The organism is Paraburkholderia phenazinium (genome assembly GCF_900100735.1).
Classification (GTDB): domain Bacteria; phylum Pseudomonadota; class Gammaproteobacteria; order Burkholderiales; family Burkholderiaceae; genus Paraburkholderia; species Paraburkholderia phenazinia.
This window is the reverse complement of record NZ_FNCJ01000008.1, coordinates 247,754-261,092: the sequence shown is the minus strand read 5'-3', so window position 1 is coordinate 261,092 and position 13,339 is coordinate 247,754. Positions and strand designations below refer to the sequence as shown.

At 60.8% G+C, this 13,339-nt stretch carries 12 protein-coding genes; 9 read left to right on the top strand and 3 right to left on the bottom strand.

Features of this window, described 5'->3' with window-relative positions:
* Nucleotides 1–136: 136 nt before the first annotated feature.
* The 4 genes from BLQ92_RS19765 to BLQ92_RS19750 all read left to right on the top strand — a co-directional run bounded on the left by BLQ92_RS19765 (nucleotide 137) and on the right by BLQ92_RS19750 (nucleotide 4,286).
* Nucleotides 137–1,306 (top strand): quaternary amine ABC transporter ATP-binding protein, encoded by a 1,170-nt coding sequence (locus BLQ92_RS19765; protein ID WP_090686222.1) that lies wholly within the window; start codon nucleotides 137–139, stop codon nucleotides 1,304–1,306.
* Nucleotides 1,299–2,201 carry a choline ABC transporter permease subunit gene (choW, locus tag BLQ92_RS19760; protein WP_090686221.1) on the top strand — a complete coding sequence of 301 codons (903 nt, stop codon included), beginning with the start codon at nucleotides 1,299–1,301 and terminating at the stop codon, nucleotides 2,199–2,201. The genes BLQ92_RS19765 and choW overlap by 8 nt, the downstream gene beginning before the upstream one ends.
* A 101-nt stretch (nucleotides 2,202–2,302) precedes the next feature.
* A complete protein-coding gene (locus tag BLQ92_RS19755) occupies nucleotides 2,303–3,316 on the top strand; it encodes a GlxA family transcriptional regulator (protein ID WP_090686305.1) in 1,014 nt (337 codons plus the stop codon).
* 28 nt (nucleotides 3,317–3,344) lie between these two features.
* Nucleotides 3,345–4,286 (top strand): choline ABC transporter substrate-binding protein, encoded by a 942-nt coding sequence (locus tag BLQ92_RS19750; RefSeq protein ID WP_090686220.1) that lies wholly within the window; start codon nucleotides 3,345–3,347, stop codon nucleotides 4,284–4,286.
* Between the two features lie 112 nt (nucleotides 4,287–4,398).
* Here the strand turns inward: BLQ92_RS19750 and BLQ92_RS19745 are convergent, their stop codons facing one another.
* The 3 genes from BLQ92_RS19745 to BLQ92_RS19735 form a co-directional block, all read right to left on the bottom strand.
* A complete protein-coding gene (locus BLQ92_RS19745; protein ID WP_090686219.1) occupies nucleotides 4,399–5,547 on the bottom strand; it encodes a CmpA/NrtA family ABC transporter substrate-binding protein in 1,149 nt (382 codons plus the stop codon).
* A 10-nt stretch (nucleotides 5,548–5,557) separates the two neighbouring features.
* Complete coding sequence (locus tag BLQ92_RS19740; protein ID WP_090686218.1) at nucleotides 5,558–6,133, bottom strand: ANTAR domain-containing response regulator; 576 nt, start codon at nucleotides 6,131–6,133, stop codon at nucleotides 5,558–5,560.
* 288 nt (nucleotides 6,134–6,421) lie between these two features.
* Nucleotides 6,422–7,651 carry a Fic family protein gene (locus BLQ92_RS19735; RefSeq protein ID WP_090686217.1) on the bottom strand — a complete coding sequence of 410 codons (1,230 nt, stop codon included), beginning with the start codon at nucleotides 7,649–7,651 and terminating at the stop codon, nucleotides 6,422–6,424.
* A 300-nt stretch (nucleotides 7,652–7,951) separates the two neighbouring features.
* On the opposite strand from BLQ92_RS19735, the gene BLQ92_RS19730 reads away from it, so the two are divergent.
* The 5 genes from BLQ92_RS19730 to BLQ92_RS19710 are packed head-to-tail and all read left to right on the top strand — an operon-like array spanning nucleotide 7,952 to nucleotide 13,305.
* A complete protein-coding gene (locus BLQ92_RS19730; RefSeq protein ID WP_090686216.1) occupies nucleotides 7,952–9,163 on the top strand; it encodes a CaiB/BaiF CoA transferase family protein in 1,212 nt (403 codons plus the stop codon).
* Nucleotides 9,164–9,203: 40 nt separating this feature from the next.
* A complete protein-coding gene (locus BLQ92_RS19725; protein WP_090686215.1) occupies nucleotides 9,204–10,652 on the top strand; it encodes an MFS transporter in 1,449 nt (482 codons plus the stop codon).
* A 10-nt stretch (nucleotides 10,653–10,662) separates the two neighbouring features.
* Nucleotides 10,663–11,508, top strand: coding sequence for a citryl-CoA lyase (locus tag BLQ92_RS19720; RefSeq protein WP_090686304.1), 846 nt, complete (start codon nucleotides 10,663–10,665; stop codon nucleotides 11,506–11,508).
* Complete coding sequence (locus BLQ92_RS19715) at nucleotides 11,505–12,410, top strand: SMP-30/gluconolactonase/LRE family protein (RefSeq protein WP_090686214.1); 906 nt, start codon at nucleotides 11,505–11,507, stop codon at nucleotides 12,408–12,410. Before BLQ92_RS19720 ends, BLQ92_RS19715 begins: the two co-directional genes overlap by 4 nt.
* A gap of 55 nt (nucleotides 12,411–12,465) precedes the next feature.
* Nucleotides 12,466–13,305, top strand: coding sequence for an IclR family transcriptional regulator (locus BLQ92_RS19710; protein ID WP_090686213.1), 840 nt, complete (start codon nucleotides 12,466–12,468; stop codon nucleotides 13,303–13,305).
* Nucleotides 13,306–13,339: the final 34 nt, after the last annotated feature.

Here is a 13,339-nt window from a genome sequence, read left to right as displayed (position 1 = left end):
TAACGCCCGTGCTTTTCCAGACGTGTCGCATTTCCGCAAGCGTCTGTCGCAATTAGTCGGCCTATCGGGGTTTTTTCTGGCAACTATGTAGGCAGACAGTGCGGGCCGGCGCCTGCACCACGAGGAGATTGACTCAATGAATTCCCCCAAGGTCGTAGTCGAAGGATTATGTAAGGTTTTCGGAGCCAATCCCAAGCTGGCGCTCGATATGCTGGCTAGCGGTTCCACCAAGGACGAAGTGCAGGCAAAAACCGGCCACATCGTCGGCGTTCATAACGTCTCCTTCGACGTGCAGGAAGGAGAGATTTTCGTGCTGATGGGCCTGTCGGGTTCCGGCAAGTCGACGCTGATCCGCCTGATCAACCGGCTGGTCGAGCCGACCGCAGGCAAGGTGCTGGTCGATGGCCGCGATATTGCTGCCGTGCGCCGCTCCGAGCTGACCTCGCTGCGCCGCACCGATATGAGCATGGTGTTCCAGTCGTTTGCGCTAATGCCGCAACGCACGGTACTCTCGAACGCGGCATTCGGCCTCGAAGTGGCCGGGGTGGGCCGCAAGGAACGCGAAAAGCGCGCGCTCGGCGTGCTTGAACAGGTTGGGCTCGCAAACTTCGCACAGAAGCTGCCGGCCGAATTGTCAGGCGGCATGCAGCAGCGCGTCGGCCTGGCGCGTGCGCTGGCCGTCAACCCGTCGCTGATGATTATGGATGAAGCGTTCTCCGCGCTCGATCCGCTCAAGCGCAAGGAAATGCAGAACGTGCTGCTGGAACTGCAAAAGAACCAGCGCCGCACGATCATGTTCGTCTCGCACGATCTCGAAGAGGCGCTGCGCATCGGCAACCGGATTGCGATTATGGAAGGTGGCCGGGTGGTGCAGATCGGCACGCCGCAGGAAATTATCAGCAACCCGGCCGACGATTATGTGCGGGCGTTTTTCGAAGGTGTGGATACGAGCCGCTATCTGACCGCCGGTGATCTGATGCAGACCAACGATATCCCCCTGGTGCGCAATCTGGATCAAACGAGCGTCGCGGCATCGCTCAACGGCAGCGCCGAATACGCGTTCGTGCTCGATGCCGAACGACGGATTCGCGGTTTCGTGACCCGCGATGCAATCGGCAACGCCGCGCCGGATCTGCGCAAGGTGGAGTGTATTTCGCTGGGCGCATCGCTGGAGCATGTGGTGTCGCGCGTTTGCGCGAATGCGACCGCGCTGCCGGTGGTCGATGACGATGAACGCTATTGCGGCTCTGTCAACAAAGCGGCTGTCCTGAAGATTCTTACGCGCAATCGAGGTTCCCATGTCTGAGATGATCCCGCTCGGCCGCTGGGTCGATGATTCCGTTCACTATCTGCTCGATCACGACGCGAATACCTTCGACGCAATCGGTAAAACCATCGAGAGCTTTGCCGCGCTGATCGAACATGGCCTGCAGGCGATTCCGATGTGGGCGTTGATGGCCTTCTTTATCGGTATCGGCCTGTGGCGGGTGGGCTGGCGTTTTGCGTTCTTTACGACGCTCGCGCTTTTGCTGATCTACGCGACCGGCTTCTGGGACGAGACGGTGATTACGCTCGGCCTCACGTTGTCCTCCACCTTGATCAGTCTGCTGTTCGGCATTCCACTCGGTATCTGGACCGCCAAAAACAAGCATGTGGCAATGGTGGTACGGCCGATTCTCGATCTGATGCAGACCATGCCCGCCTTTGTCTATCTGATCCCGGCAGCGATGCTGTTTGGTCTCGGGCGCGTGCCGGGGATTCTCTCTACCGTGATCTTTGCGATGCCGCCGGCCGTGCGCCTGACGAGCCTCGGTATCCGTCATGTCAACCGCGAGATTGTCGAAGCAGGCCAGGCGTTCGGCTGTACGCCGTGGCAACTGCTCTATAAGGTGCAGTTTCCAAACGCGCTGCCGTCGATCATGCAGGGCGTCAATCAGACCATCATGATGGCGCTCTCGATGGTGATTATCGCCTCGATGGTTGGCGCAGGCGGTCTTGGTAACGACGTGCTGGCGAGTATCCAGCGCCTCGATATCGGGCTCGGCTTCGAGAGCGGTCTTTCCGTGGTGTTGCTGGCGATCATTCTGGACCGTATCACCGAAAGCTTTGGCCGCTCGCCGGGCACCGCAATCGCGCCGCGTTTCGCGGGTTTGCGCAATGTCATGCGGGTGCGCCGCGAACAGCCTGCCGTACAAAGCTGATTCTTCGCACCCGAATACAGAAACCTTGGTTAGCTCAAATGTAACTCGTGCATCGCGAAGGCCCTCGGGCCCTCGCGATGGAACAACTCACCCTGAGCATCATGGAGCGCGACGTGACGTTTGCTACGACTGAATTGGCCCGCTCGCCCCGCCTTAGCGCGCCATTGTCGAGTCTTGCGCATTTCGGTTTTCTGACGCTGCCCAGTTTTTCGATGATCGCCTTTACCAGTGCGATCGAAGTCTTGCGCATGGCCAACTATGTGGGCCGTGCACAGCATTACCGCTGGTCGGTGCTGACGCCGGATGGCGTCGCCGCGCGCGCCAGCAACGGCATGACGGTCAAGCCGACCCGCACGCTGGAAGAGGCGGGGATGCCCGATGTGCTGATCGTCTGTGGCGGCACGCAGATTCGCAGCGTGGTCGATTCGGACATCAAGACCTTGCTCGGCGATGTGGCGCAGCAGGGCGTACCGCTCGGCGGAATCTGCACAGGGGCTTATGCGTTGATGTCGGCGGGGCTGCTCGACGATTACCGCTGTACCGTGCATTGGGAGGATCTGTCGGCGTTGCATAAGGAATTCCCGCGCGTGCATTTCGCGGACGAGCTGTTTGTCATCGACCGCGACCGTCTGACCTGCACCGGCGGCACGGCGCCGCTCGATCTGATGCTCAATCTGGTGGAGAGCCGTCTAGGTCAAAGCCTGGCTGCTCAGGTATCCGAACAATTTATTCTGGAGCGGATTCGCAGCGCGAGCGATCCGCAACCCATTCCTGTCGATGCCCGAGTGGGTTTTTCTCGCGCTGAGCTGATCGAGGTGGTGCGCCTGATGGAGGCGAATATCGAAGAGCCGCTGTCGCTGGAGGAACTGGCGCGCCTCGTGCAGCTTTCGCAGCGCCATTTGCAGCGCATGTTCAAGGTCTATCTCAGCGTCTCGCCGACGCATTATTACCTGACGCTGCGTCTGCGCCGTGCCCGCGACCTGCTGCGCACGACCGATGCATCCATTGCGCGCGTGACAACGGTATGCGGTTTTCACTCGCCGTGTCATTTCAGCAAGGCATACCGGGCGCAGTTCGGCCATGCACCGAGTGTGGAGCGTCGTCAACCGAATTAAGTCAACAACAAGCGTGGAGAGAACGGAAATGAATAGAAAGTGCATGGTAGCGGCCTGCGTACTCGGGCTGGCAAGCGCAATGGCTCACGCCGCGGATCCGGCTGTGTGCCGCGATGTGCGATTTGCCGATGTGGGCTGGACCGATATCGCAGCGACCACCGGGCTCGCCTCGACGGTGTTCGAAGGCCTGGGTTACCACCCCACCAAGACGATTGCCTCGGTGCCGATTACCTTTGCGGGGATCAAAAGCAAGCAGATCGATGTGTTTCTTGGCTACTGGGCGCCGACCATGGACCCGATCATCACGCCATTCGTCAAGGCCGGCACGATCAAGGTGCTGGCGACGCCGAATCTGACCGGCGCGAAATACACGCTGGCGGTGCCGGACTATGTGTATAACGGCGGCCTGAAGAATTTTGCCGATATCCAGAAGTACGCGGACAAACTCAACGGCAAGATCTACGGTATCGAGCCAGGCAATGACGGCAATGCGCTGATCAAGAAAATGATCGATGGCAATCAGTTTGGCCTTGGAAAATTCAAGCTGGTCGAATCGAGCGAGGCGGGCATGCTGGTCGAAGTCAATCGCGCAGTCCGCGAAAAGCAATGGATCGTGTTTCTCGGCTGGGAACCGCATCCGATGAATGTCCAGATGAAGATCGATTATCTGGCCGGTGGCGACGATGTATTTGGGCCGAACTACGGCGAAGCGAAGGTATTTACGGCGACGCCGCCTGACTACGCGGCGCGCTGCCCGAATGCGGCGAAGCTGGTGTCGAATCTGCAGTTCACCACCGCAATCGAAAACCATGTGATGGTGCCGATCATGAACAAGACCGACGCAAACCAGGCGGCGCTCGACTGGCTAAAGGCCAATCCGCAAGTGCTGGATCAGTGGCTGGCGGGTGTCACGACGATCGATGGCAAGCCGGGGCTGCCGGCCGTGAAGTCGTATATCGCGTCGCACTGAGGTGTAAGAGAGTCTCCATGTAGTGTCTCCATGTAGCGGGGCGTGTGTTGGGCCGCCGGGTCCTGCATGCGCTCCGCGCTTTTTTATTGTGGCGTGGCTTCGGTTCGCCGCGTTACGCGCGGATCTGGAACCCTGCTGCATATCCGTCCGGATCGCTACCGTCCCATACCCGGCCATCGATCAAAACCTGCGAGACCGTTTCAGCCGGAATCGCAATGCCGATGTGGCTTGCCGCGTCGCGATACAGCCCGGTCTGATTGATCGCCGCAGCAATCTCGCGATAGTCGTTGCGATGCTCGATCATCCCCCAGCGCTCGTATTGGGTCAGAAACCATACGCCGTCGTCGGGGCGCGGATAGTTCACCGTGCCTTCTTCGAAGAACCGCACGGGCAGCCGATTGGGGGCGAGCGATGTGCTGTCGCGGGTCAGGCGCCGCGCGATCAACGCTTCATCAATGCCGATAAATTCCGGGCGCACCAGCCAACGCGCAATCTCGTTGCGATGTCCTTCGCCGTCGAGCCAGCGGCAGGCTTCGAGCATGGTTTGCACCAACGCTTGCGCGGTGTGGGGATGCTGGTTCACAAAGTCGCGCCGGCAGGCGAGGACCTTCTCTGGATGATCCGGCCAGATTTCGCTGCTATAGGCGATTGTGCGGCCGATGCCACGCGCTTGCGCTGCGGCATTCCACGGTTCGCCGACGCACAGTCCATCGAGCCGGTCTTCCGCCAGCGCTGCGACCATATGCGGTGGCGGGATCACTACGCTTTCGATATCGCGCAGCGGATGCACGCCTTGCGATGCTAGCCAGTAGTACAGCCACATGGCATGGGTGCCGGTTGGGAAGGTCTGCGCGAAGACCGGCTTGCGGCCAAGCGTCGCCAGCGCCCGCGGCAGCGTTTGGTGTTCGGTCAGCGCATCGGCCAGACGGTTCGACAGCGTAATGGCCTGGCCATTGCGGTTGAGCACCATCAGCACGGCCATATCCGTTTGCGGACCGCCAAGGCCGAGCTGCACGCCGTATGGGAGACCGTATAACGCGTGAGCTGCATCCAGTTCGCCGGCCAGCAGTTTGTCGCGCAGCGCGGCCCATGACGGCTGACGCGATAGCTCCAGGGTCAGGCCATGTGCATGTCCGAATTCGAGCAGCTTGGCAGCGACGAGCGGCGCTGCGTCGGCAAGCGAGACAAAGCCGAGCCGCAGATGCGTTTTTTCAAGCGGCATCGGCGTGGAGGGTGGGATAAGGGGAGCAGGCTGGTTCATGGGCCACGCTTTATTTTGGCAAATCGGCGGCCATCACAATCTGGCGCGCGACTTCGGCGAGCTTGACGCCCTGGTTCATCGCACGCTTACGCAGGCTCGCATAAGCGGCGGGTTCGGCCAGCTTTTCCTGATCCATTAGCAGACGTTTGGCGCGATCGATCAGTTTGCGCTCGGCCAGTTCGTTTTCGACCTGGGCGAGCCGTTCGCGTAGTTGCGTCTCCTGGGCAAAGCGGGCTAGTGCCACTTCGAGGATCGGCGCGAGCTTTTCGGAGGCGAGGCCCTCGACCAGATACGCGGTGACGCCTGCGCCCACAGCGTCACGAATCAGTTGCTGGTTGCTGTCGTTGCTGAACATTAGCACGGGACGCGGCGCGGTCGCGTTCATTACCGCCAGTTGTTCGAGCGTATCGCGTGAGGGCGATTCGGTGTCGATGATGATCACATCGGGCCGCTCGCTTTCGACCCTGCGGTGGAGCGCCTGCGAGGTCGCCGTACCGGCCAGCATGTCGTAGCCGAGCCGCGCGAGGGCGTCGCGTAGATCGCCTATCGGCTTGTCTGTGTCGGTTACGAGCAATACACGCAGCATGGTTCGCTTGGGGGCAGCGGCATCGGGAGGTTGGCGTCGGTTTTAGAAGCTCTTCGCGCGCTTGGCTTTGCGATGGCTGGGGAGCAGATCGACCTTTAAGCAAGCTGTATGCCATCCGGATGAATTGTTGCGACACCTATGCGGTAGTGGCTTCGCACCCGGCGCGCGGCCTGTTGGAATGCACGGTAGCGGTGCGCGACATATGGGGCGCACAGAAATGGCGCGTGACCAGCGAGCGCCGGTCATGGCGTGTTCGCGACTGCGATGAAATGAATCGCAGCCGGCCGGTTAAGCCGTGTTCGCCTCTGCCTCCGGCCACAGGCGCGGGAAAAGATAGCGGAACAGGCTGATGGGCAGTGCGAGTTCGACGGGGCCCTTCGGTGTCCTGGCGCGGATAATGCCCAGCTTGAACAGATCTGCCAAAGCGCGATCCGCGCTTCGCGCGGGTAGCCCCATCATGCCTTTGAATCTGGCTCGGTCCATTGACCGGACTGTCGCGAGGTAAGCAAGCGGCTGAGCTGCTTCGGTTTTCAGATAGCGGGTGTCTTCCTTGGTGGCCTCGGCCGCCAGCATCTGTGCCAGCCTTGCTTCAAACGCCTGCATTTGCAGCATGCCGTCCATAAACCCGATTTGATCCAGACAGATACTCATAGCGAAGGTGATGAATTCCACCAGTCCGCTTTCGCTCAATACGCCTCTGCCGTCGTAATCCCCCTTGCGACGAGCGTCGGCCCCCACAAGATGGCTGTAGTACGCCGCGTGCTCTCGCGCAAAACCTCGCATGGGTGACCATAACCCTTGCGTCAGGCCCAGCGCGGAGAGTCCGATATGCGTATGCAGGCGGGCGGTACGACCATTGCCGTCCAGAAACGGGTGAATCCAGGCCAATCTATGGTGGCTCGCCATCAGGCCGATCACCGCCGTCTCGCCCGAACGGGTGTAGCGATAGCCGCGATGCCATTCCTCCATAAAGTTTGCCACCGTGGCCGGATCGGGAGGGATATGCACGCCTACCTTAACGCCCCGGTCGCGCCATACACCGGGTGTGATCGTTTCCTCGTTTCCCTCGTCATCCATCTGGATCAGGTCCTCCGCCGACAACTGATCGTGAAGGTGCCGGTGAATCGCTTGCGGGACGGTGCTTTGGAAAAGCGTATCGGAGTCGAAGGACGGAAAGCTTTCCTCGCCCCAACGCTCCGTGGCGATATGAGCGACCGCGATACGCTGCTTACGTGCTTCTGCCGGCTTGCTGGAAAAATCCTTCTGAAGCGCCTGCTCGATCAGCAGCGGTTCAGTGTGCTGGCCTTCTATCTTGTTCGTGTAGTACGAGTTCATGGGGCGCAGCGCCTCACGCAATAGATCGCGCAGATGCGGCATGCCGTGCGCAGCCAGATCTTTGGCTTGCCCGATGACTTCGGCCGCCAGCGGACGCAAGCTATTGAGCTTCGGGTCAGAAGGAAGCAGGGGGTGCATCTGATGGACCGCATGGTACGGGTATTTCGATTCGGTGCTGCTCATGGTCGCTTTCGTGGCGGATCTCGTGGTCGATCTTACAATAAAATTATAGCCTTAAAAATCCTTTTATTACAGATAGATAGAAGTTTTGTGGTCGATCGCGTGGCGGATCTTTTGGCGGATATATTAAGAGATCTCCAGCGACAAAGTCAGCATGCGGCAACCGTTCGCAAGACGCTATCGGCTAAGTGCTAACCCCTATTTCCACCGCCCAATCCCGAGGAATACGATCCGCCTCATCAAATTATAGAACGTCGTTCTATCAGATAGAACGACGACAAGGCAACTCGAAAGAGGCTCGCAATGGTTTCCCTCCCGCTTTCCGGCATTCGCGTGTTGGATCTGTCGAACGTCCTTTCGGGGCCGTTTTGCACTTATCAGCTTGCGCTACTCGGCGCAGATGTCCTCAAGATCGAGAATCCCGCCGGCGGCGATCTGGCGCGCCGTTTGGGCGCCGATCCGCAAGCCTCGGCGCGCAATATGGGCGCGTCCTTTGTGGCAGTGAATGCCGGCAAGGAATCGCTGACGCTCAATCTGAAGCACGAGGCGGGTAAAGACATCTTGCGCAAGCTGGTGGCCGAGGCCGATGTGCTGGTCGAAAATTTCCGGCCCGGTGTAATGGACCGGCTCGGCCTGGGCGCGCAAGCGCTCCTGGAGGTCAATCCGCGCCTCGTCTACTGCGCGATTTCCGGCTTCGGCAACGATGGCCCGCTGGCGCATCGTCCAGCCTACGACCAGATTATCCAGGGCATGTCGGGGGCGATGAGCGTCACGGGCGATGCTGATAGCGCGCCGCTGCGGGTCGGTTATCCGGTGGCGGACACCGTCGGCGGCATGAGCGCGGCACTGGCGATTTGCGCGGCGGTGGTGGCAGCGCAGCGTACGGGCGAGGGCAGGGTAATCGATGTCTCGATGCTCGAGGCGACGCTCTCCAGTATGGGCTGGGTGGTCTCAAACTATCTGAATGCTGGCGTCACGCCCACGCCCATGGGCAATGAAAATTTCACCGCTGCCCCCTCCGGAACCTTTGTCTGCGGCGAAGGCATGCTGAATATCGCCGCTAACGAGACCAAGCAGTTTATTGCGTTATGCGAACTGATCGGCCGGCCGGATTTGCCGCACGACGAACGCTTTAGCGAGCGCAATACGCGCAAGCGCTATCGCCTCGAACTGAAGCGGGAGATCGAAGCGGCGCTCGCCCATGACACCGCCAGCAACTGGGAACAACGCATGACCGCAGCCGGCGTGCCGGCAGGACTCGTGCTCAGCGTGCCCGAGGCGATTGGCCAGCCGCAGCTTGTCGAGCGCGCATTTGTCCATGAGTTGCAGGACGGCGAAACCATCCAGCGTGTCACGCGCGCCGGCTTCCGCTTTGCCGACGCTCACGGCGAAGTATCGAATGGCGCGCCGGCTTCGCGCGCACCGCATCTATCCGAACACACGGACGCGCATTTGCAGCGTCTCGGTTTTGACGCGAGCGCGATTGCGCGGCTGCGAGAAGACGGCGTCATCTAGGCCCGCATCGCGAAGAGACCCGACTGGAGGAGAGGAGTTCATGAGACAAGCATCAAACGCGGTTGCGCGCGCCGGATTTGCGAGCACTGCGGAGCACAACGCCGATCAGGAAACCCAGGCGCGCGGCATTGTCGCGCGGCTCGACCGCCTGCCGGCCACGCGGCATATCTGGACGATCGTGTTTCTGCTGTCGCTGGGCGGCTGTTTCGAGTTCTACGATCTGTTTATGACCGGCTATATCGCGCCGGGGCTGATCGAGAGCGGTCTGTTCGTCAAGACGTCCACGTCGATCTTTGCCATGAACAGTATCGCGGCTTTCGTGGCGGCAACCTTCCTTGGGCTGTTTATTGGCACCATGGGGCTCGGTTTTCTGGCCGACCGTTTCGGCCGCCGACGCATCTTCGTGGTGGCATTGCTGGCCTATACGGCGGCCAGCATCATGATGGCGTTTCAGCAAAGCGCCCTCGGCATCAATATTTTTCGTCTGCTTGCGGGAATCGGACTCGGCGTCGAGATGGTCACCATCAACACTTACGTTGCCGAACTAATGCCGAAGAGTTTGCGCGGCCGGGCCTTTGCGATCACGCAGATCGTGCCGTATTGCGCGGTGCCGGTGGTCGCCTTGATGTCGTGGTGGCTGGTGCCGCAGCAGCCCTTCGGTCTCGATGGCTGGCGTTGGGTCGTGCTGGCGAGCGCGGTGGGCGCGGCGATCGTTTGGGTGATTCGCCTGGGCATTCCCGAAAGTCCGCGCTGGCTGGTGACGCGCGGCCGTCTCGACGAAGCGGCGCGCGTGACGCAGCAGATCGAGCGCGTGGTCGAGCGTCAGTACCGGCGCCCGCTGCCGCCACCTGTGCCGCATACCCATAGCGTGCCCACGGTCGAGCGGCGCTTTCGTGACATCCTGAAAGCGCCGTATTTGAAGCGCACGATCATGATGTCGGTCTATAACGCGGTCTCGGTGATTGGCTTTTACGGCTTTAGCAACTGGATTCCCTCATTGCTGACGAGCAAGGGCATCAATCTCGTACATAGCTTGCAATACTCGTTTTTGATGTCGATTGCGCTGCCGCTTGGGCCAACTCTGTTTTTCTACTTTGCCGACAAGGTCGAACGCAAATGGAGTCTGGTCGGCGCGTCGGGTGCGATTGCGGTGTTCGGGCTCGCCTTTGCGCATCAGACCGGCTCGCTGGGGTTGATTGTGTTCGGCTTCTGCATGAACCTTGCGCTAACCATCATGACTTACTCGTTCCAGACCTATCAGTCGGAGCTGTATCCAACGGAGATCCGTGCGCGGGCCATTGGCTTCGTCTACTCATGGAGCCGTCTAAGCGCGATTTTCTCCGGTTTTCTGGTGGCGTTTTTTCTGCGTGATTTCGGCGCGAACGGCGTGTTCATCATGATCAGCAGTTGCATGGTGTTTGTGATGCTGCTGATCGGCATCATGGGGCCGGCTACCAAAGGTCTGGCACTCGAAGACATCAATCGTTGACATGAGCATCATGACAAATTCACCGCTCGACCCCGCTACCCTTGCCGCCAATTACTGGAGCACCTCGATCATCGATATTCACCCGGGTTCGATCCAGGTGCGCGGCTATCCGATTCAGGAACTGATCGGCCAGATCAGTTTTCCGCAGATGATCTGGCTGATGTTGCGCGGCGATTTGCCGAGCGCGGGCGAGGCGCGTTTGCTGGAGGCGGCGCTGGTGGCGTCGGTCGATCACGGCCCGCATGCGCCGTCGATTGCGATATCGCGCATGGCGGTCAGTTGCGGCTTGCCCCTGAACGGAGCCATGGCGTCGGCGCTCAATACGCTTGACGATGTGCACGGCGGCGCAGGGCAGCAGGCTGTCGAGATTTTCCATGCGATCGAGAAGGCACAGGCCGACGGAGCCGCCCTCGCGGATGCGGTGGAATCCTGTATCGACACCTTTATCGCCGAACACGGCAAATATCTGCCGGGTTTCGGGCACCGCTTCCATCCCGTCGATCCGCGTGCAGGCCGGCTGCTGGGTATGGTGGATGAGGCCGCGGCCCAGGGTGTCGTCTCCGGACGGTACGCTGCGATTGCACGCGGTATCGAAGCGTTACTCAAGGAGCGCAAGTCGAAGCCGATTCCAATGAATATCGACGGCGCCACCGCCGTGATCTACGCCGAACTTGGCTTCGCCCCCGAACTGGCGCGCGGCGTCTTCTGCCTGTCGCGCGCGGTCGGTATTCTGTCGCATGCCTGGGAGCAGCGCGGACGCGGCGAGCGCAACAAGGGGCCGATGCCGCGCCAGATGGCCTATCGCTATACCGGGCCCGCTACGCGCCATCTCGAACACGAAGAGGGCGGGCAATGAACTGGTATCCCGCGCCGCCCGTGCTCGGCACCGCGGTTTATACGACGATGCCGCAAGCACTGCGCCGCCACGAAGTGACGGAATGGTCGCGAGCCAACAAGGGCGGGGCGGTAGTCGATTCGTTTATCGAAGGTCCGTGTTTCGATCCGCATGGCAATCTATATCTCGTCGATATTCCGCATGGGCGCATCATACGGATCTCGCCGGAACTGCAATGGAGCGTGGTCGCCGAATACGACGGGGAGCCGAACGGCTTGGCATGGCATCCCGATGGCCGCGTGCTGATTGCGGACTACAAGAACGGCATTCTCGCGCTTGATCCCACGAACGGCTCCGTGAGCCCAGTAATTGCCCGGCGCAATAGCGAGCGCTTCAAAGGTCCGAACGATCTGATCATCGCCAGCAACGGCGATATCTACTTTACCGATCAGGGTCAGACTGGCCTGCACGATCCAACCGGACGCGTCTACCGCTTGCGTCCCGATGGCCGGCTCGACTGTCTGATCTCGAATGGTCCGAGTCCGAACGGGCTCGTGCTGAGCCCCGACGAGAAGGTGTTGTTTGTCGCGATGACGCGCGACAACTCTGTCTGGCGTTTGCCGCTGCTGGCGGACGGCAGTACGAGCAAGGTCGGACGGTTTGCGCAGTTCTATGGCGTAAGCGGACCGGATGGTCTGGCAATGGATCGCAGCGGCAATCTGTTTGTCGCGCACGCGTCGCTCGGCGCGGTGTTTGTGCTGAATCCACATGGCGAGGGGATCGCCAAACTCGAATCGTGTGCGGGCCGCACGATCACCAACGTCACGTTTGGCGGCGCGCAGCACAGCACGCTGTTCATCACGGATTCGAGCAGCGGGGCGGTTTTGTCTGCGCAGTGGAGCACGCCGGGCTTGGGCGGGTAAAATGGCGTTCTGTCAGGCATAACGCCTGGCGCCCCTTGCCGCTTGCACACCGCCTATGGCCGCTTCCAGATCATCCAAGTCATCCAAGTCATCCAAGCCCTCCAATCCTTCTAGCCCGGACGACGCCGAAGCCGTCGCAGGCCCATCGTCCGCACCGGACGGCGTCGCCGCGCTCGATCGAGCCTTTGCGATTCTGTTTGCGTTCCGCCCCAACGACAAAGGCGTGTCGCTCGCTGAGCTGGCGGCCCGCACCGGGCTCTACAAAAGCACGATCCTGCGGCTGATCGCTTCGCTCACGCATCACCGCATGCTGCTGCGCTCGGACGAGGGCCTCTACTACGTCGGCCCGGCCACCTTGCAACTGGGCGCGCTCTATCAACGCAGTCTGCAACTCGGCGATGTGGTGTTGCCATTGATGCGCCGGCTGCGCGACGAGAGCGGCGAAAGCGTGTCGTTTTATGTGCGCCAGAAGCACCTGCGCGTCTGTTTGCATCGGGTCGATTCGACCCATGCGATTCGCGATCATGTGCGCGAGGGCGACGTCCTGCCCATGGACAAAGGCTCGGGCGGGCGCGTGCTAAGCGCGTTCGACGGCGGGCGGGGGGAACTGTACGAGCGGATCCGTCACGACGGCTATTACCTGTCGCTCGGGGAGCGGGATGCGGAAACGGCGGGTATTTCGACGCCGGTGTTTTCGGCGGCACAGCGGCTTGCCGGCACGTTTACGCTGGCAGGGCCGCGTTCGCGTGTCGACGAAGCATTGATGCTGCGCATGCGTCGGCCAATGCTGGAAACGGCAATTGAGGCGAGCGAGCAGCTTGGCGGAGATGTGACCCCGCTGCGCGCCGCTCTGGCATTGCTGGAGCCGGAGAAGGCGCGCGAAAAGCTACGCTAGCGGGTAGCGGCCGTCACAGCGACGGCAAACCTGC